Raw genomic sequence first — 19,645 nt, forward strand, 5'->3', positions numbered from 1 at the left:
GAGGCGCGTTTCCACATGCCTCAAGCCGCGGCGAGTTTTATTTGTCTTCGCCGGTGGGTCTGGTAGAAACGCCCTGATTGAAAGAAATTATCGCTCTTTCTGGTTAATGACTTCTGAACAAGGCAGCGGCAAACGATGACCCACAAGAAGAGACCGACAGTCTATATCACCCGCAAATTGCCTGACGTCGTCGAGACCAGAATGCGCGAGCTCTTCGATGCGGAACTGAATATCGATGACAGCCCGCGCAGCGAGGAAGAGCTTGTCGCCGCCATGCAACGGGTGGACGTGCTGGTGCCGACCGTGACCGACCGCATCACCGCCGCCATGATAGAGAAGGCGGGGCCGCAGCTGAAGCTGATCGCCAGCTTTTCCAACGGCATCGACCATGTGGATGTCGATGCGGCAGCGCGGAAGGGCATCACCGTCACCAACACGCCGAATGTACTGACCGAGGACAGCGCCGATATCACCATGGCGCTGGTGCTGGCCGTACCGCGCCGCATGATCGAGGGCACGCGCGTGCTCGCCAATGGCGCCGATGAGTGGCTGGGCTGGTCTCCGACCTGGATGCTCGGACGCCGCATTTCCGGCAAGCGTATCGGCATTGTCGGCATGGGCCGCATCGGAACGGCGGTTGCGCGGCGCGCCAAGGCTTTCGGCCTTTCCATTCATTATCACAACCGCAAACGCGTCAATCCGGCGACGGAGGCGGAGCTTGAGGCAACCTATTGGGACAGCCTCGACCAGATGCTGGCGCGTGTGGATATCGTATCCGTCAATTGCCCTTCGACACCGGCGACCTATCACCTGATCTCGGCACGGCGGCTGGCGCTGATGCAGCCGACCAGCTACATCGTCAACACGGCGCGCGGTGATATCATCGACGAGGCGGCCATGATCCAGTGCCTGCGCGAGGGCAGGATCGCCGGCGCGGGACTCGATGTCTATGAAAATGAGCCTGCCGTAAACCCCAAGCTCATCAAACTCGCCAAGGAAGGCAAGGTCGTGCTGCTGCCGCATATGGGCTCGGCAACGATTGAAGGCCGCATCGAAATGGGTGACAAGGTCATCATCAATATTCGCACGCTGTTCGACGGGCACCGCCCACCGAACCGGGTGCTTCCGGGGCGGAACTGAGCGGTTTCAGCCGAGGAATTTGGTCATTTCGATTGAGGTCGTGCGATCATAGCCCGCATGGGCGTTTTCCGCGGTCTTGACGAAACCCCAGGCGGCGAACGTCGCATGGTTGGCGAGAAGCTCGATGCGCGTTTCCAGCCTGAGCGCCGGCAGCGCCAGTTCCCGAGCCAGCGCTTCGGCCTGCAGAAGAAGCAGCTTGCCGATGCCCTTTCCCTGCGCTTTCGGGGAAACGCAGAGCTTGCCGACATAAAGCGAAGCCGGCGGTTCGGGCCGGCAAAACAGGCAACCCAGCAGTTCATCGCCATCTTGCACCACGAAAGCGACCTCCACCCTTGCCTTTTCGGCGAGATTTTCGAGAGTAAGGCGATGGGCCGAAGATGGTGGGTCGATGACACCATCCATATAAGCGAAGGACGCCATGATGAGCGCCAGCAAATCCTGCCAGCGGTCGAATTCCTCGCCGATCTTCACGATCTCGATCATGGTTTCCTGCCCGCCGCCCGACGTTTGTATCGCACCGTTTCGAAACGCGCTGCCAGCGCATTATAGAGGAGCAGGCGTCCAACGAGCGGCTCACCGGCACCGGTGATCACCTTGATTGCTTCCATCGCCATCAGCGTACCGATCACGCCGGTCAGCGCGCCGACAATGCCCGTTTCCGCGCAATTCGGTATCAGCCCCTGCGGCGGCGGCTCCGGAAACAGATCGCGATAACCGGGAAAAAAATTGCCGTCAGGCCCAGTTTCATAGGGTTTCAGGACCGTGACCGAACCATCGAAACGGCCGACGGCGCCCGTGACCAGCGGTCTTTTTGCGGCCTCTGAGGCGTCCGCCGCGGCGTAACGTGTATCGAAGTTGTCCGAACCATCGATTAGCAGATCGAAGGATGGCAGATGGTCATGCGCCCAGACCTGCGAGAAGCGTTCTTCATACACAAGCGTGCGGACATGCGGATTGAGCCGGGCAATGGTCTTGCGGGCACTTTCCGTTTTCAACTCGCCAATGGTGCCGGTATCGTGGATCACCTGCCGCTGGAGATTGGACAGGGAGACCACATCATCATCGATCATGCCGAGCGTGCCGACACCGGCGGCGGCGAGATATTGAAGAACGGGCGCACCGAGACCGCCGGCACCTATCACCAGCACCCGCGCCGCTTTCAGCCGTTGCTGGCCGGTGCCACCGATTTCCGGTAGCAGGATGTGACGCTTATAACGCTCTATTTCTTCCGGGCTCAGCGGGTCCATGCCGTACTCCGTTTCTCTGCCGTCATGCCATGATGCTCCCGTGCGAAACATTGAAGAACTGCGCCCGCTCGCCAAGGGCGGAGAACATGGCTGCATCCGTTCCGGTCATGAAACTCTGACCGCCCAGCGCGTGGATAAGATCGAACAGGGCGGCCCGCCTGCCCTCGTCCAGATGTGCGGCAATTTCATCCAGCAGCAGAACCGGCGCATAACCGGTCATATTGGCGGTGAGCTGCGCATGGGCAAGCACCAGCCCGACCAGCAACGCCTTCTGCTCCCCGGTCGAACAGCGTTCGGCCTCCATATCCTTTTCCGCGTGGCGCACGAAAAGATCGACCCGATGCGGCCCATCCAGCGTGCGGCCTGCGGCCGCGTCCCGATACCTGCCCTCCCGCAGCATGAGACCATATTCGTCTTCCAGATCGACGGCCGGGCGGTTGAGCCTGTCATCCATGAAGCCGGCGAGCGACAGCGCCGCGGATGGGAAGGCCGCATTGCCGGCCCTGCCTTCGATCAGAGTCTTCAACAGGCCGAGCATTTCATAACGGGCAACCGCCATGCAAATGCCGAGTTCGGCCATCTGTTTTTCAATGCCATCCAGCCAGACCGGATCAAAGCGGCCTTCCGAAAGCAGGCGGTTGCGGCCACGCATCGCCTTTTCGAAATCGCTTGCCCGTCGGCCATGACCGGGATCGAGCGACAGCACCAGCCGGTCGAGAAAACGCCGGCGGTCCGATGATGAACCGGTAAAGAGGCCATCCATGGCGGGCGTCAGCCACAGAACCCGCAGATGGTCGGTCAATTCATCAACGGATTTCACCGGCGTACCGTTCAGCCTCAGCCGACGCGACACCACCTCGCCATCACCCTCGATCCCGGTGCCGATGGCGACCTCGCCATCCATGCCATCAACATCGGCGAAGATCGAAAAACCGGTGGCCTCCGCACCCACGCGCGTCACGTCGGACAGGACGGCACGGCGCAGGCCACGTCCTGGAGAAAGAAACGAAACCGCCTCCAGAAGGTTGGTCTTGCCGGAACCGTTGTCACCGGTCAGCACCACATGGCGCTCATCAAGCACAAGTGCGGCCGCCGCATAGTTGCGAAAGTGCGTGAGTTTAAGTCGGGAAAGCGACACCTTGTTCGTCATCTTTACGGCCTAAAACGAAGCTGGCCGGATGGCAAGGTGGCGAATGCCCAAGCCCATCGACGAGCGCCAAAACCACGCGAATTATTCAGTAGTGGCAACTTTTTTAGCGGGCAGCTATTTATGGACTTTCGTTGTCACCGGTAACCCGTCCATGCGCCTCCTCCTTTCTGTCGTTCTTATGATCAGCCTTCTATCGTCCTGCGCCGGACGACCGGGAGCGGACGTGCTGCAAGCCGTCAATACAAGGGCGAAGGACGCTAAAATCGTTACCGCCTATGTGGCGAGCACGCGCGAAAAAAGCGAAGAGGAAAAAAAGGGGTTCAGCACTCTTCGCGCAGCTGAACCGAACTATGCCCGCTTCGATATTTCGATACCACCGAGCCATAAGAGCGGAAAAATCGAATGGTCGACCGGCAAACCGGATGCGAAGAAGGATTTCGTCGTCACGCAGGCGCAGATGCTGAGCAAGGTGAATTTCAACACCGATCTCGGCGATATTTCCCGCTCCGGCAAACAGATCGCGCTTTTTGTGCATGGTTATAATTACAGCTATCAGGAAGCACTCTTCCGCGCGGCGCAGATGGCTGCTGATGCCAATATGGATGGTGTACCGCTGGTCTTTTCCTGGCCGTCGCAGGCCAATGTCACGGGCTATGTGGCGGACAAGGAATCGGCGACCTATTCGCGCGATGCCCTCGCCAATCTGATGACCGATCTTACGCGCCAGTCTCCGCACAAGAATATCGTCGTCTTCGGACATAGCATGGGTGGGTGGCTCGTCATGGAGGCGTTGCGACAGCTGCGCTTTGAAGGCAGAAATGATGTCATGGCCAAGCTGCAGGTGGTGCTGGCCGCACCCGATATCGATGCCGACGTCTTCCGCAAGCAGATCGAGGTGGTCGGCAGGCTGAACCCACCGCTCACAGTCCTAGTGTCCAAGGATGACCGCGCCCTTAAGGCTTCTTCCATATTGGGCGCAGACGTGACGCGGATCGGTGCGCTGGACGTCACCGATCCGAAGGTGCAGGAAGCCGCCTTGAAGGAAGGCGTTCAGTTCGTGGATATCTCCAAGCTGAAAGCCTCGGACCCACTCAATCACGACCGCTATGCGGCGCTGGCATCCATGGTGCCGCAGCTGGAGGCAAGCAGGCGTGGGGGTGGCATCAACAGTGCGGGCGCCTTCGTGTTCGATGCGATCGGCGCAACCGTCTCCAGCCCCTTCCGGCTTGCGAGCCAGGTGGTGAACCCGCAATAGTTTGCGGGTTCCTGCCTATATTCCCGGCTTCAGAAATCCCAGTCTTCATCCTCGGTGGCGACCGCCTTGCCAATGACATAGGACGAGCCGGAACCTGAGAAGAAGTCGTGATTTTCATCGGCATTGGGCGAGAGCGCGGAAAGGATCGCCGGATTGACCCGGCAGGCCTCGGCGGGAAACAGCGCTTCATAACCCAGATTCATCAGGGCCTTGTTAGCGTTGTAATGCAGGAACTGCTTGACGTCTTCCGTCAGGCCGACACCGTCATAGAGGTCCTCGGTATATTTCGCCTCGTTGTCGTAAAGCTCGAGCAGCAGATCAAAAGCGAAGTCCTTGATCTCCTGTCTTTGTGTCTCGCCAAGGCGGTCCAGCGCCCGCTGGAATTTGTAGCCGATATAATAGCCGTGCACGGCCTCATCGCGGATGATGAGGCGGATGAGGTCTGCCGTGTTGGTGAGCTTGGCGCGGCTTGACCAGAACATCGGCAGGTAGAAGCCGGAATAGAACAGGAAGCTTTCCAGAAACACGCTGGCAATCTTCTTCTTCAGCGGATCACCGCTGTCATATTCCCGCATGATGATCGCGGATTTGCGTTGCAGAAACTCGTTTTCCTCCGACCAACGATAGGCGTCGTCGACATCGGGCGTGGAGCACAGCGTCGAGAAGATCGAGGAGTAGGAGCGGGCGTGCACAGCCTCCATGAAGGAGATGTTGGAAAGCACGGCCTCCTCATGCGGCGTCGCCGAATCCGGCATCAGGCGCACGGCGCCGACGCCGTTCTGGATGGTGTCGAGCAATGTCAGCCCGGTGAAGACCCGGATCGTCAGCTTCTGCTCTTCCGGCTTCAGGGTTCCCCAGGAGGGGATGTCGTTGGAAAGCGGCACCTTTTCCGGCAGCCAGAAATTCGAGGTCAGGCGGTTCCAGACTTCGAGATCCTTGTCGTCCTCGATCCGGTTCCAGTTGACCGCGCGGATGCGGGACGCAGGTTTTACGGCGATATTCATTCTCTTGTCCCTCAAATCAGAGCGTGCAGGAAACGCAGCCCTGAACCTGCGTGCCTTCCAGCGCCATCTGGCGCAAACGAATATAGTAAATGGTCTTGATGCCCTTCTTCCAGGCGTAGATCTGCGCCCGGTTGATATCGCGCGTCGTCGCCGTATCGCGGAAGAACAGTGTCAGCGACAGACCCTGATCGACATGCTGAGTGGCCGCCGCATAGGTGTCGATGATCTTCTCGGGACCGATCTCATAGGCATCCTGATAATATTCGAGATTATCGTTCGAGAGATAGGAAGCCGGGTAATAAACGCGGCCGATCTTACCCTCTTTACGGATCTCGATTTTCGAAACAATCGGATGAATGGAGGAGGTGGAGTGGTTGATATAGGAGATCGAACCCGTTGGCGGCACGGCCTGCAGGTTCTGGTTATAGAGACCTGATGCCATGACGTCATGCCTCAAGGTCGTCCAGTCTTCCTGTGTCGGAATGGCAATGCCGGCCTTTTCGAACAACTCGCGGACCTTTTCCGTCGCGGGCAACCATTCCCTGTCGGTATATTTGTCGAAATAGTCGCCCGAGGCATATTTGGAGTTCTCAAAGCCCTTGAAGCTCTGGCCCCTTTCCACCGCCAGCCGGTTGCTGGCGCGGATGGCATGATAGGTCACCGTGTAGAAATAGATATTGGTGAAATCGACGCCTTCTTCGGAACCATAAAAGATGCGTTCGCGCGCCAGATAACCGTGCAGGTTCATCTGGCCAAGCCCGATGGCGTGGCTGGCGTCATTGCCCTTTTCCACCGAGGGAACGGAGGAAATATGGCTCATGTCCGACACCGCGGTCAGCGCCCGGATCGAGGTCTCGATGGTCTTGCCGAAATCGGCCGAATCCATCGCCGAAGCAATGTTGAGCGAACCGAGATTGCAGGAAATATCCTTGCCCATATGGCTATAGGACAAATCTGCGTTGAATTCGCTCGCCTCGCTGACCTGCAGGATTTCCGAGCACAGATTGCTCATGCTGATTCGGCCGGCGACCGGGTTGGCGCGGTTCACCGTATCCTCGAACATGATGTAGGGGTAACCGCTCTCGAACTGGATTTCGGCGATCACCTGGAAGAATTCGCGCGCCTTGATCTTCTTCTTGCGGATGCGGCTGTCGGCGACCATTTCGTGATATTTTTCGCTGACCGAAATCTCTGTCAACGGCACACCATAGACCCGCTCCACATCATAGGGCGAAAACAGGTACATATCCTCATTGTTGCGGGCGAGTTCGAAGGTGATGTCCGGGATCACCACGCCGAGCGACAGGGTCTTGATGCGGATCTTTTCGTCGGCATTTTCACGCTTCGTATCGAGGAAGCGCATGATGTCAGGGTGGTGGGCGTGCAGATAGACCGCGCCGGCACCCTGGCGTGCACCCAGCTGGTTGGCGTAAGAAAACGAATCTTCCAGCAACTTCATGACAGGAATGACGCCGGACGACTGGTTTTCGATCTGCTTGATCGGTGCTCCGAATTCGCGAATATTGGTCAAGGACAGCGCCACGCCGCCGCCGCGCTTGGAAAGCTGCAGCGCCGAATTGATGGAGCGGCCGATGCTTTCCATATTGTCTTCCACGCGCAGCAGAAAACACGAGACCAGCTCGCCGCGGCTCTTCTTACCGGCGTTGAGAAATGTCGGTGTTGCCGGCTGGAAGCGGCCGGAAATGATCTCATCGACCAGATCGCGGGCAAGCTGTTCATCACCACGCGCGAGAGCCAGCGCCACCATGCAGACGCGATCCTCATAACGCTCGAGATAACGTTTTCCGTCGAAGGTCTTCAGCGTGTAGGAGGTGTAATATTTGAAGGCGCCGAGAAAGGTCGGGAAGCGGAATTTCCGGGCATAAGCCTCGTCATAGAGGTCGCGGACGAAATTGAAGGAGTACTGATCCAGCACCTCCTGCTCGTAATATCCCTCCGTCACCAGATAATCGAGTTTTTCCCTGAGGTTATGGAAAAACACGGTATTCTGGTTGACGTGCTGGAGGAAATATTGCCGGGCGGCGAGGCGATCCTTGTCGAGTTGGATCTTCCCGTTCTCGTCATAAAGGTTCAGCATCGCGTTCAGTGCGTGGTAGTCCAGAGCCGCATCGAGCGGTTTCTGGCTTGCGGCTACCGGCTGTTTGGCGTCCTTGCGCAGCGCGCTCGAGGTCAGCGTGTCCAAAATCGTTCCAATCCATGTTTGACGTTGGCGACATCTTCCTCCGTGCCGAGAAGCTCGAAGCGATAGAGAAACGGCACTGCGCACTTGCGCGAGACGATATCTCCGGCGGATGCGAAAGCTGCGCCAAAATTCGTGTTGCCCGCCGCGATGACGCCGCGAATGAGATTTCTGTTGGAGGGCTCGTTCAAGAACCGGATAACCGGTTTCGGCACGGCCCCTTTCGTGCCGCCACCCCCATAGGTGGGGGTAACGAGCACATAGGGCTCCGACACCTGAGGCACGTCATCCTCGGCGCCGAGCGGCAGGCGAAACAAACGCCGTCCCAGTTTCAGAAGGAAACGATGGGTGTTTTCAGAGCGGCTGGAATAATAGACGATCAGGCCCATCGCCCCACCGCCTCAGCTGATCGAGCCGATCATGTCAGGCCGGAAACCCGCCCAATGGCGTTCGCCGGCGACGACCACGGGAACCTGCATATAACCAAGGCCACGGACGTGATCGAGCGCATCAGCATCCTCGGAAATATCGACAATCTCATAGGGAACGCCGATGCGATCGAGGGCGCGGTACGTGGCGGTGCATTGGACGCAGGCGGGTTTGCTGTAAACGGTGACGGTCATAATTTCCCTTTCGAAGCCGATTTAGGACACGGCTCAACATTGCCGATTGCACTCGCAATCGGGTGGCGATGGATCTGTCATTCAGGCAAAACGTGCAGCTTGGAGAGTTCGTCGCATTCCAGGCGGAAACCGGGTTCCCTTTTCCTGGCGATCTTCAAGCCGCAGAAAATCACTCTCTACGCCGACGAGCGTAGCAACTCAAAAAAATGCACTGGCATGACTTCACCCCGAAGCTTGTTCTGGAGGGGGCAGAAAAGGGCGAACGCAAATCATTTGCGTCATACACCTTCCTCCGGACACCCCGCCCGTGGACGTTTGCGCTCAAGGCAGGTCTCCTGACTTGCGGGTCACAACATCTGTCCCGGCCTTCCCGGAGCTTTCAGCCCCAGTGACCCAAATCGGAACGATGCTCACCGCTTACAGTTGCGGGGGCAGTTTCGGCCTTGCTCCGCCTGGATGGCGTTACGCACCGAATTCCCGTCTTAGCTCCCAATCCTTGCGAATCGGAAGAACCTCGAACACCACATATAGTATATGAGGAAATTTTCGCGTCAATGAATAGACACACAAAAGCCCCACCCTGTGGATCAAAAAGATTCAACACATGGTCAACAAAGGCTTAACGGCAAATGCGCTTTGCGGCTGAAGAACGGAAAAGCGTTAATCTATTCCCAGATATCGATGCGAATATCGGCTGGACGGGCGTTTTCGATCACCCTTTTTCCGTTGGGAAGATCGTTCTCGAATAGTTTGGCGTGGATTTGAGCGGCATCGAGACCATAGCCCAACCATCTGTTGCGCAGCCTCTCTTCCAGCACCGCGACGGAGGGACCCACAAGGATGGTGAGGTCGAAGCTCCCGGAAAGCGTCGTCCACGGCGCTTCGTTCAGCAGCAGGTAGTTGCCTTCGGCAAGGACGAAACGTGTTTCCGGTACGATAGCGCGGGCGGACGCAATGGCGATTTCGCGGGAACGGTCGAAAATCGGGACGAGGACTTCCTGCCCACCTTTACGAACGGCCGAAACTATATCGAGGAAACCGCGCACATCGAAAGTTTCGGGCGCGCCCTTTCGCGACAGCAGCCCCCGCTCCTCAAGAATACCGTTATCCATATGGAAGCCGTCCATCGGCAGAACGGCGGCCGTCTCGCCGCGCGTGAGCAAAGCATCACAAAGGGCGTTCGCCAGCGTGGATTTGCCGGCCCCAGGGGGACCGGCAATGGCAACGATAAAACGGGATTTACCTTCTGCCCGCCGAAGAACATCCTCGACGATCGTTTCAAGCTTCAGCGTCATGCGGCAAGCGTTTCCTTCGGCGCTTCCTTGGCGCCCGTCATGAAGGCGACGGCATCCGACATCGAATAGTCCTTCGGATTGATGACGCACAGGCGCTTGCCCAGGCGGTGAATATGGATGCGATCCGCAACCTCGAAGACATGCGGCATGTTATGCGAGATCAGGACGATCGGCAGGCCGCGGGACCGTACATCGAGAATAAGCTCCAGAACACGCCGGCTTTCCTTGACGCCGAGTGCTGCCGTCGGCTCGTCGAGGATGACGACCTTGGAACCGAAGGCCGCCGCACGCGCCACGGCCACACCCTGACGCTGGCCACCGGAGAGGGTTTCCACCGCCTGATTGATGTTCTGGATCGTCATCAGGCCGAGTTCCGACAGCTTCTCGCGAGCGAATTTTTCCATGGCCGGGCGGTCCAGCGCCCGGAACAGGCTGCCCTGAATGCCGGGTTTGCGGATTTCCCGGCCCAGAAACATATTGTCAGCTATGGAAAGCGCCGGCGAGAGCGCCAGGTTCTGATAGACCGTCTCGATGCCCGCCTTGCGCGCCTCGATCGGCGAGCGGAACTGCACAGGCTGTCCTTCCAGCCGGATTTCCCCTTCATCGGGTGTCACCGCGCCGGAAATCGCCTTGATGAGCGAGGACTTTCCGGCGCCGTTGTCGCCGATCACGGCCAGGATTTCGCCCGGATAGAGGTCGAAATCTGCATGATCGAGGGCGGTCACGCGACCATAGCGCTTGACGAGATTGCGTGCTGTGAGAATGGGTTCCTTTGCCATCAGCCTGCTACCTTTCTGATCCACTGGTCGATTGCGACAGCCATGATGATGAGGACGCCGATCAAGAGATAGGTCCATTGCGGGTCGGTGCCGATGAGTCTCAGACCGAGCGAGAACACGCCGACGATGAGGGCACCGAAGATCATGCCCATGATGGAGCCGCGTCCGCCGAACAGCGACAGGCCGCCGATAACCACCGCAGTAATGGATTCAATGTTGGCGAATTGACCGGCAGTCGGCGAAACCGAGCCGATACGGCCGATCAAGGCCCAGCCAGCGAAGGCGCAGATGAGGCCAGACAGCGTGTAGACGGTGGTCAGCATGCGCTTGACGTTGACACCGGCAAGTTCGGCGGCGTCCGGATCATCACCCACCGCATAAAGATGGCGGCCCCAGGCGGTGCGGTTCAGCACATACCAGAGCAAAGCGACGAGCAGAACCATGGCGATGACGCCATAGGTAAAGACCGCGTTGCCAAAACGGATATTGGCGCCGAAGAACTGCAGGATCGGCGCCTGCTGGGCGATATCCTGGGCGCGGATCGTCTCGTTCGCAGAATAAAGGAAGTTGGTCGCTAGCACGATCTGCCACATGCCGAGTGTAACGATGAAGGGCGGCAGGCGCATACGCGAGACCAGAACGCCATTGATGAAACCGCAGAATGCGCCAACGGCGAGGCCACAGAGAATGGAAAGCTCTGCCGGCAAACCGTAGCGGAAGGTGAACTGCCCCATGATGACGGAGGAGAGAACCATGATTGCGCCGACCGACAGATCGATGCCCGCCGTCAGGATGACCAGCGACTGCGCCGCGCCGACGATGCCGACGATCGCGACCTGCTGCAGGATGAGGGTCAGCGAGAAGGCGGAGAAAAACTTGCCGCCGAGGAGCAGGCCGAAAATGATCAGCGACAGCACCAGAACGATAAGCGGCACGGCCGCCGGGCTGGAATGGAGAAAGTGCTGGAATTTTTCCAGCGCGCTCTTGTCGTGCGTATCGAAAGCAGCGACTTGCGTCGAACTTCCCGAAAGCACTTTTTCAAATTCATTATGCGGCTGAGCCCGCACCGGCTGATCGCTCATGGATTTTCCTCCCGATCGCTCTATCGCATCAGCCCCGAAACCGGGGCCAGCCTCCAAAGAGTATGATGCGCAGATTCAAAGTGTTGTGAAGCGGCGTCTTTATCCCCCACAGGGCATGCGACACGCTCGTTTGTTCCTTTGTCCGATCCCCCGGATCGAGCCTGAAATCATTCTGGTCCAAGGGCGGGGGCAAAAACTGCCCCCGCGGGTTTCAACGGTGAAGCATCAGCCCCAGCACTTGTTGAGACCTTCCTTGGTGTCGATCGAGTCGAGGCCCTTGACCGGCTTGTCGGTCACGAGCGTCACACCGGTATCGACAAAGCTCTTGCCTGCGGTCGGCTTCGGCTTCTCACCGGTATCGGCGAACTTCTTGACGGCTTCCACGCCGAGCGCCGCCATCAACAGCGGATATTGCTGCGATGTCGCGCCAATCACGCCTTCCGCCACGTTCTTGACGCCCGGGCAACCACCGTCAACGGAAACGATCAGCACGTCCTTTTCACGGCCAACCGCCTTCAGCGCCTCATAAGCACCGGCAGCTGCAGGCTCATTGATGGTGTGGACGACGTTGATGGTCGGATCCTTCTGCAGCAGATTTTCCATCGCCGAGCGGCCACCTTCTTCATTACCGTTGGTCACGTCATGGCCAACAATGCGCTTGTCGTCTTCATCGCCGATCTTGTTGATGTCCTTCACGTCGATGCCGAAGCCCTTCATGAAGCCCTGGTTACGCAGCACGTCAACCGTCGGCTGGGAGGGGGTGAGGTTTAGGAAGGCGATTTTTGCGTCCTTGGCCTTGTCGCCAAGCGTGCCGGCGGCCCATTTGCCGATCAGTTCGCCGGCCAGAAGATTATCGGTGGCGAAAGTGGAATCGGCGGCGTCGACGGGCTCCAGAGGCGTATCGAGGGCGATGACCAGAAGGCCGGCGTCACGCGCCTTCTGTACGGCCGGAACGATGCCCTTGGTGTCCGATGCGGTGATCAGGATACCCTTGGCACCATCGGCGATGCAGGTCTCGATCGCGGCGACCTGGCTTTCGGAATCACCGTCGATCTTGCCGGCGTAGGACTTCAGCGTCACGCCGAGTTCTTTCGCCTTGGCGGTCGCGCCTTCTTTCATCTTCACGAAGAAGGGATTGGTGTCGGTCTTGGTAATCAGGCAAACCGACGTATCGGCGGCAGATGCAACGGAAGCGAAAGAAACGCCAAGCGCGAGCGCGCCCAGAAGAGCGGAAACAGTGGTCTTCATGAGATCCTCCCAATGGATATTTGAGCACCGTGACGGTTACCCGACGATCCCGTCTCCTCCGAGATCGACGACCGTTGATGCAGATGGAACCACCAAAGGAAACGGCTGTCAATAAATAAATCCGATTGAATTATTAATTCCGTATGGCATTCTAACAAGCGGCAAGGAGGAATATCGCCGCGTCGTTTAACGTTGCGATAGCAAGATTGCCATAAAGCCTCCTATATCGGTCGCGGCGGATATGGCGGGCGGGAGGATGACATTATGAGACAATCTGTCGAGACGGCGCCGCCAGCGCCGCCCACTACCATGGATATGAGCGGTGGCGCCAACCAGATCGGGGTGCGCGCTTATAATGAGCGGCTTGTGCTCTCCCTCGTTCGTCGCCATGGCGGGCTGTCAAAAGCCGAAATATCAAGACTTTGCGGCCTTTCGGCACAGACGGTTTCCGTCATTATGCGTTCGCTTGAGAAAGATGGGCTTCTCATTCGCGGAGAAAGACTGCGCGGCAAGGTGGGGCAGCCATCAACACCGATGCGCCTCAATCCCGATGCTGTATTTTCTTTTGGCGTCAAGATCGGCCGGCGCAGCGTCGATCTCGTGCTGATGGATTTCGTCGGTCGCATCAGGCTCAAGCTCCGCAAGACCTACCCCTACCCGATGCCGGAATGGATATTGCCCTTTGTCATAGAGGGCATATCCGAGCTCGAATCAAAACTCTCTGCAGCCGAGCGGCAAAAAATTGCCGGTGTCGGCATCGCCGCCCCGTTCGAATTGTGGAACTGGGCCCAGGAAGTGGGTGCGCCGCAAATCGAGATGGAGCGGTGGCGGGACGTCGATATCCGCTCGGAGATTGCCGACGGCATCAGCTATCCGGTTTTTCTGCAGAATGACGCCACAAGCGCGTGCGGTGCCGAACTGGTCTTCGGCGCGGGCCAGAACTATGCGGATTTTCTCTACGTCTTCATCGGCTCCTTTATTGGCGGTGGTGTCGTCTTGAATTCGGCGCTGTTTTCCGGAAAGACGGGCACCGCCGGCGCAATCGGCCCGTTGCCGGTGCAGGGACAGGACGGCAACACGGTTCAGCTGCTGAAAATCGCGTCGATCTTCGTTCTGGAAAACATGCTGCGCGAAAGGGGGATCGATCCACGTCCTCTATGGTTCTCCCCGGACGAGTGGATCGATTTCGGCGAACCGCTTGAAAACTGGATCCGAAAAACCGCCGCCGCGCTGGCGCAGGCCGTTATCGCCGCCGCCTCCATCATCGATTTTTCCAGCGTCATCATCGATGGTGGTTTTCCCGACTGGGTCAGAACGAGAATCGTTTCCGCCACCCGGCTTGCCCTGAAGCATCACGATCTTCAGGGTGTCATACTGCCGGAAATCATCGAAGGTGCGGTCGGCAGCCAGGCCCGGGCAATCGGCGGAGCAAGCCTTCCGCTGTTTTCGCGTTATCTCATCGATCAGAACGTTCTGTTCAAGGACACGACGGGCTGAGCCTTTACCGGAATTTCCTTACCCGGCTCTTCATTCTCTCACCTGGCGGTCATTCGCCAGCAGCGTGCTGTATTATCGTGTCCAGAAAGGCGGGGCCGTACCGCTCCAGCTTTGTCTCACCAACGCCGGCGATCTGCGCCATCTCCTTCGCAGTGGCCGGTCTAGCCGCCGCGAGCTCAATGAGGGTTCTGTCGTGGAAGATCACATAGGGCGGAACGTTCTGCGCGCGGGCAATTTCCATGCGCTTGGCACGCAGCGCCTCAAAGAGGCCACGGTTAGCCTCCGGCAGAGCCGTCGATGTTGCATTTCGTGGCGCATCCCGTCGTGTCGCCCGCGGCGCGGACGGTATTCTCAGCATCAGGGAAGGCTTTTCGCGCAGGAACCGCCTGCCTTCCTCTGAAATGGACAATCCGCCATGCCCGGACAGATCCACCTCTATCAGGCGCAACGCCACCAGTTGGCGCAAAATGGCCCGCCAGGTGCGATTGTCGTGTTCCTTGCCGATACCGTAAGTGGTGATGCGATCGTGCCCGAACTTTGTAATCCGCTCATCCTGCGCGCCCAGCAATACGCTGATGACATAGGCCTGTCCGAAACGCTCTCCCGTGCGGTAAATGCAGGAAAGCAGCTTCTGTGCGGCAATGGCGCCCTCGAATAGATCGGGCGGCGAAGAGCAGGTATCGCAATTTCCACATGGCTCGCACCGGTCACCGAAGTAGGAGAGCAGAACCTGCCTCCGGCAACCCGCGGTTTCCGCAAGGCCAAGCAGCGCATCGAGCTTCTGTCGTTCCATGTATTTCCGCTGGTCCGCAGCATCCGACTCCTCGATGAAACGGTTGCGCAGGGCGATATCTTCGTAACCATAGAGCATCAGCACATCGGACGGCAGGCCATCGCGCCCGGCTCGACCGGTTTCCTGATAATAGGCCTCGATGCTTCCGGGCAGATCGATATGGACGACGAAGCGCACATCCGGCTTGTCGATCCCCATACCGAAGGCAACTGTCGCGACGATGATGACTGCCTCACCATGCTGGAAACGGGTCTGGTTCTCTTCTCGGGCGGCCTTATCCATGCCAGCGTGATACGGCAACGCGTCACGACCCTCGTCCCGCAGCCATGCCGCCGTTTCGTCCACTTTGCGTTTCGACAGGCAATAAACGATGCCGCTTTCATTCTCCCGGCCATTGAGAAAACGTTTCAGCTGCGCGCGGGGATTGTCCTTCTCCATGATCGCATAGCGGATGTTGGGACGGTCGAAGCCGGCAATGAAGGCATCACCTTCATCAATGGCAAGGTGGCCGAGAATCTCGGCACGGGTGGGTTCGTCAGCCGTCGCCGTCAGCGCCATCCTCGGTGTATTTGGAAAACGCTCGATCAACATGTCGAGCTGGCGATAGGGCGGCCGGAAATCATGCCCCCATTGCGACAGGCAATGGGCCTCATCGACGGCGATCAGCGATAGGTCAATGGATTGAAGCGCATCAAGGACATCAGGCTTCAGAAGGGTTTCCGGCGCAGCGTAGAGAATATCGACATTGCCGGCTCGCATATCCCGCCATAGCGTGCGGCGCTCTTCCGGAGAAAGGTCGGAATTGAGAGCTTCAGCCCTGACACCGGCCTGACGCAGCGCGGCAACCTGATCAACCATCAGCGCGATCAGCGGCGAGACGATCAGCCCCATGCCACCTCTGGCAAGTGCAGGGATCTGGTAACAAAGCGACTTTCCGCCACCCGTCGGCATCAGAACGAACGCATTGTTGCCCGCCACCACATGCTGAATGATTTCGCCCTGCCGTCCGCGAAACGCATCATAACCATAGACGGCCTTGAGGATATTTAAGGGATCGGCATTCACGTCGTTGTTCCACGCTGGACTTGATGGCGCATCATGTCCATTTCAGGCATCCTGGCAATGCCGGAGATGGCTTTTCTGATGGTTGTTATCGTTCCTGGAGGAACGCAAAAACCCCGCAGCTTTGGCTACGGGGTTTTTTGTATTTTGGTTGCGGGGGCAGGATTTGAACCTGCGGCCTTCAGGTTATGAGCCTGACGAGCTACCGGGCTGCTCCACCCCGCGTTACCAGCGTAAATCCCTATGGGATTTATCGCGATAGCATCACAGGGACGCTGTGATGCATACTGCTGGGTGCAGCCGCCCCGCGATAACCACCAGGTCGGCAAAACGCAACAACATACGTTGTTTTCGAGAAACTGGAGAGCCAAGGCTCTATTTAATTTAACACGTCTCACTTGACCCATCCGTATTCCACCTTTGCTCAACAGTGAGCGGGGCAGCCATACAGACCAGAGGTCGTCGCGCCTTTTGGCGCGGCCCGTCCGGAGCCCTTCGGGCGTCAGGACAGAACAATGATGTCATCAAGCTTTGCTTGATGAACATATTCAATGGGAACGAAGAAGTCGATCGAGCTATTAGTAACGGTAAGCTTCACACATTGCTGTGCTTCCACACCCGTCCTATCAACGTGGTCGTCTTCCACGGCTCTGATAGGGAACACTCGTTTTCAGGTTGGTTTCCCGCTTAGATGCCTTCAGCGGTTATCCATTCCGTATATAGCTACTCTGCTATGCCCTTGGCAGGACAACAGATCCACCAGAGATACGTCCATCCCGGTCCTCTCGTACTAGGGACAGATCCTGTCAATATTCCTACACCCACGGCAGATAGGGACCGAACTGTCTCACGACGTTCTGAACCCAACTCACGTACCGCTTTAAATGGCGAACAGCCATACCCTTGGGACCTGCTCCAGCCCCAGGATGCGATGAGTCGACATCGAGGTGCCAAACAACCCCGTCGATATGGACTCTTGGGGGTCATCAGCCTGTTATCCCCGGCGTACCTTTTATCCGTTGAGCGATGGCCCTTCCACACGGGACCACCGGATCACTATGACCGACTTTCGTCTCTGCTCGACTTGTCAGTCTCGCAGTCAGGCGGGCTTATGCCATTGCACTCGACGACCGATTTCCGACCGGTCTGAGCCCACCATCGCGCGCCTCCGTTACTCTTTCGGAGGCGACCGCCCCAGTCAAACTACCCACCATACACTGTCCCGGATCCGGATAACGGACCGCGGTTAGACATCCACGAAGATAAGGGTGGTATTTCAAGGATGGCTCCACAAAGACTGGCGTCCCTGCTTCAAAGCCTACCACCTATCCTACACATGCCTTGGCGAATGCCAGTGTAAAGCTATAGTAAAGGTGCACGGGGTCTTTCCGTCTGACCGCAGGAACCCCGCATCTTCACGGGGAATTCAATTTCACTGAGTCTATGTTGGAGACAGCGGGGAAGTCGTTACGCCATTCGTGCAGGTCGGAACTTACCCGACAAGGAATTTCGCTACCTTAGGACCGTTATAGTTACGGCCGCCGTTTACTGGGGCTTCAGTTCAGAGCTTGCACCCCTCCCTTTAACCTTCCAGCACCGGGCAGGCGTCAGACCCTATACGTCGTATTGCTACTTCGCAGAGCCCTGTGTTTTTGATAAACAGTCGCTACCCCCTGGTCTGTGCCACCCCATCATACTTGCGTACAAAAGGGTCACGCTTCTTCCGAAGTTACGCGTGCAATTTGCCGAGTTCCTTCAACATAGTTCTCTCAAGCGCCTTGGTATACTCTACCTGACCACCTGTGTCGGTTTCGGGTACGGTCTATACGGTGGAGCTATTTCCTGGAACCTCTTCGCCGCCCAACCAATCCAGTAAGGTTGAACAACACACGAGATCCGTCACTACCACCAGGCCCACGAATATTAACGTGGTTCCCATCGACTACGCGTGTCCGCCTCGTCTTAGGGGCCGGCTAACCCTGCTCAGATTAACTTTAAGCAGGAACCCTTGGTCTTTCGGCGAGGGAGTCTCTCACTCCCTTTATCGTTACTCATGTCAACATTCGCACTTCCGATATCTCCAGCAGCCCTCACGGGTCCGCCTTCACAGACTTACGGAACGCTCCGCTACCACATGCCTTACGGCATATCCTCAGCTTCGGTGCATGGCTTTAGCCCCGTTACATTTTCGGCGCAAAGACCCTTATTTAGACCAGTGAGCTGTTACGCTTTCTTTAAATGATGGCTGCTTCTAAGCCAACATCCTGGTTGTTTTGGGATCCTCACATCCTTTCCCACTTAGCCATGACTTGGGGACCTTAGCTGGAGGTCAGGGTTGTTGCCCTTTTCACGACGGACGTTAGCACCCGCCGTGTGTCTGCCGACTAGTACTCCTCGGTATTCGGAGTTTGGTTAGGATCAGTAAGACGGTGAGTCCCCATAGCCCATCCAGTGCTCTACCCCCGAGGGTATTCGGTCGACGCTCTACCTAAATAGATTTCGCGGAGAACCAGCTATTTCCGAGTTTGATTGGCCTTTCACCCCTAGCCACAAGTCATCCCAATCTATTGCAACAGATACGGGTTCGGCCCTCCAGTTGGTGTTACCCAACCTTCAGCCTGCTCATGGCTAGATCACTCGGTTTCGGGTCTAATGCAACTAACTCAATCGCCCTATTCAGACTCGCTTTCGCTGCGCCTACACCTACCGGCTTAAGCTTGCTAGTTACACTAAGTCGTTGACCCATTATACAAAAGGTACGCCGTCACCCTTGCGGGCTCCGACTGTTTGTAGGCATCCGGTTTCAGGTTCTATTTCACTCCCCTCGTCGGGGTGCTTTTCACCTTTCCCTCACGGTACTTGTTCGCTATCGGTCATGCACGAGTACTTAGGCTTGGAGAGTGGTCTCCCCATGTTCAGACAGGATTTCACGTGTCCCGCCCTACTCAAGGACAATGACTGTTCTACGCGTAAGGGGCTATCACCCTCTATGGCCGACCTTTCCAAATCGTTCCGCTTTATTCATCATTGCCACTGGCCTGGTCCGCGTTCGCTCGCCACTACTTGCGGAGTCTCGGTTGATGTCCTTTCCTGCAGGTACTTAGATGTTTCAGTTCCCTGCGTTCGCTTCTTACCCCTATGTATTCGAAAGTAAGATACCTTATCACAATGCTTGGAAACCCAGGCCGTTCATAAAACAGACTGGATTTTCCAAGCATTTAAGGTGGGTTGCCCCATTCGGAGATCCATGGATCAAAGCTTATTCGCAGC

15 protein-coding genes, 1 tRNA gene, 1 rRNA gene and 1 riboswitch (1 of these 18 running past the window's edge) are annotated in these 19,645 nt (G+C 57.5%); of the genes, 3 read left to right on the forward strand and 14 right to left on the reverse strand.

Annotation, left to right across the window (positions count from 1 at the left end):
- Positions 1-135 precede the first annotated feature (135 nt).
- Positions 136-1,140 (forward strand): 2-hydroxyacid dehydrogenase, encoded by a 1,005-nt coding sequence (locus O8B93_RS03315; protein WP_269708374.1) that lies wholly within the window; start codon positions 136-138, stop codon positions 1,138-1,140.
- A 6-nt stretch (positions 1,141-1,146) separates the two neighbouring features.
- On the opposite strand, the gene O8B93_RS03320 is transcribed toward O8B93_RS03315, so the two are convergent.
- Genes O8B93_RS03320 through recF form a run of 3 tightly spaced genes read right to left on the reverse strand, consistent with a single transcriptional unit; the run spans position 1,147 to position 3,537 of the window.
- A complete protein-coding gene (locus tag O8B93_RS03320) occupies positions 1,147-1,623 on the reverse strand; it encodes a GNAT family N-acetyltransferase (RefSeq protein WP_269708375.1) in 477 nt (158 codons plus the stop codon).
- A complete protein-coding gene (locus O8B93_RS03325) occupies positions 1,620-2,387 on the reverse strand; it encodes a molybdopterin-synthase adenylyltransferase MoeB (protein WP_269708376.1) in 768 nt (255 codons plus the stop codon). The genes O8B93_RS03320 and O8B93_RS03325 overlap by 4 nt, the downstream gene beginning before the upstream one ends.
- 22 nt (positions 2,388-2,409) lie before the next feature.
- Positions 2,410-3,537 (reverse strand): DNA replication/repair protein RecF, encoded by a 1,128-nt coding sequence (recF, locus tag O8B93_RS03330; RefSeq protein WP_269708377.1) that lies wholly within the window; start codon positions 3,535-3,537, stop codon positions 2,410-2,412.
- 151 nt (positions 3,538-3,688) lie between these two features.
- On the opposite strand from recF, the gene O8B93_RS03335 reads away from it, so the two are divergent.
- A complete protein-coding gene (locus O8B93_RS03335) occupies positions 3,689-4,792 on the forward strand; it encodes an alpha/beta hydrolase (RefSeq protein ID WP_269708378.1) in 1,104 nt (367 codons plus the stop codon).
- A 29-nt stretch (positions 4,793-4,821) separates the two neighbouring features.
- Here the strand turns inward: O8B93_RS03335 and nrdF are convergent, their stop codons facing one another.
- The 8 genes from nrdF to O8B93_RS03375 form a co-directional block, all read right to left on the reverse strand.
- On the reverse strand, positions 4,822-5,796 hold the full coding sequence (gene nrdF, locus O8B93_RS03340; RefSeq protein ID WP_269708380.1) for a class 1b ribonucleoside-diphosphate reductase subunit beta: 975 nt from the start codon (positions 5,794-5,796) through the stop codon (positions 4,822-4,824).
- A gap of 16 nt (positions 5,797-5,812) precedes the next feature.
- Positions 5,813-7,999, reverse strand: a complete 2,187-nt coding sequence (gene nrdE, locus O8B93_RS03345; RefSeq protein ID WP_269708381.1) for a class 1b ribonucleoside-diphosphate reductase subunit alpha — start codon at positions 7,997-7,999, stop codon at positions 5,813-5,815.
- Positions 7,987-8,385 (reverse strand): class Ib ribonucleoside-diphosphate reductase assembly flavoprotein NrdI, encoded by a 399-nt coding sequence (gene nrdI, locus O8B93_RS03350; RefSeq protein ID WP_174006205.1) that lies wholly within the window; start codon positions 8,383-8,385, stop codon positions 7,987-7,989. Before nrdI ends, nrdE begins: the two co-directional genes overlap by 13 nt.
- A 12-nt stretch (positions 8,386-8,397) precedes the next feature.
- A complete protein-coding gene (gene nrdH / locus O8B93_RS03355; protein WP_003524283.1) occupies positions 8,398-8,619 on the reverse strand; it encodes a glutaredoxin-like protein NrdH in 222 nt (73 codons plus the stop codon).
- Positions 8,620-8,927: 308 nt separating this feature from the next.
- Positions 8,928-9,151: riboswitch (cobalamin riboswitch) on the reverse strand.
- A gap of 133 nt (positions 9,152-9,284) precedes the next feature.
- Positions 9,285-9,914, reverse strand: coding sequence for a nucleoside triphosphate hydrolase (locus O8B93_RS03360; RefSeq protein ID WP_269708383.1), 630 nt, complete (start codon positions 9,912-9,914; stop codon positions 9,285-9,287).
- A complete protein-coding gene (locus O8B93_RS03365; protein WP_003524281.1) occupies positions 9,911-10,693 on the reverse strand; it encodes an ATP-binding cassette domain-containing protein in 783 nt (260 codons plus the stop codon). The genes O8B93_RS03360 and O8B93_RS03365 overlap by 4 nt, the downstream gene beginning before the upstream one ends.
- Positions 10,693-11,775 carry an ABC transporter permease gene (locus O8B93_RS03370; protein ID WP_269341414.1) on the reverse strand — a complete coding sequence of 361 codons (1,083 nt, stop codon included), beginning with the start codon at positions 11,773-11,775 and terminating at the stop codon, positions 10,693-10,695. Before O8B93_RS03370 ends, O8B93_RS03365 begins: the two co-directional genes overlap by 1 nt.
- A gap of 225 nt (positions 11,776-12,000) precedes the next feature.
- Positions 12,001-13,023, reverse strand: coding sequence for a sugar ABC transporter substrate-binding protein (locus tag O8B93_RS03375; RefSeq protein WP_080826949.1), 1,023 nt, complete (start codon positions 13,021-13,023; stop codon positions 12,001-12,003).
- A gap of 264 nt (positions 13,024-13,287) precedes the next feature.
- Between O8B93_RS03375 and O8B93_RS03380 the strand changes: the two genes are divergently transcribed.
- Positions 13,288-14,520 (forward strand): ROK family transcriptional regulator, encoded by a 1,233-nt coding sequence (locus tag O8B93_RS03380; RefSeq protein ID WP_269708384.1) that lies wholly within the window; start codon positions 13,288-13,290, stop codon positions 14,518-14,520.
- Positions 14,521-14,569: 49 nt separating this feature from the next.
- Here the strand turns inward: O8B93_RS03380 and recQ are convergent, their stop codons facing one another.
- The 3 genes from recQ to O8B93_RS03395 all read right to left on the reverse strand — a co-directional run.
- Positions 14,570-16,378: a DNA helicase RecQ gene (gene recQ, locus O8B93_RS03385; RefSeq protein ID WP_269708385.1), complete on the reverse strand. Its 1,809-nt coding sequence runs from the start codon at positions 16,376-16,378 to the stop codon at positions 14,570-14,572.
- 145 nt (positions 16,379-16,523) lie between these two features.
- Positions 16,524-16,600: transfer RNA gene (locus tag O8B93_RS03390), tRNA-Met, on the reverse strand.
- Between the two features lie 332 nt (positions 16,601-16,932).
- Positions 16,933-19,645 (reverse strand): 23S ribosomal RNA (locus O8B93_RS03395) (it continues 85 nt past the right edge of the window).

Source organism: Martinezella rhizogenes, from assembly GCF_027460065.1.
Lineage (GTDB): Bacteria > Pseudomonadota > Alphaproteobacteria > Rhizobiales > Rhizobiaceae > Agrobacterium > Agrobacterium rhizogenes_C.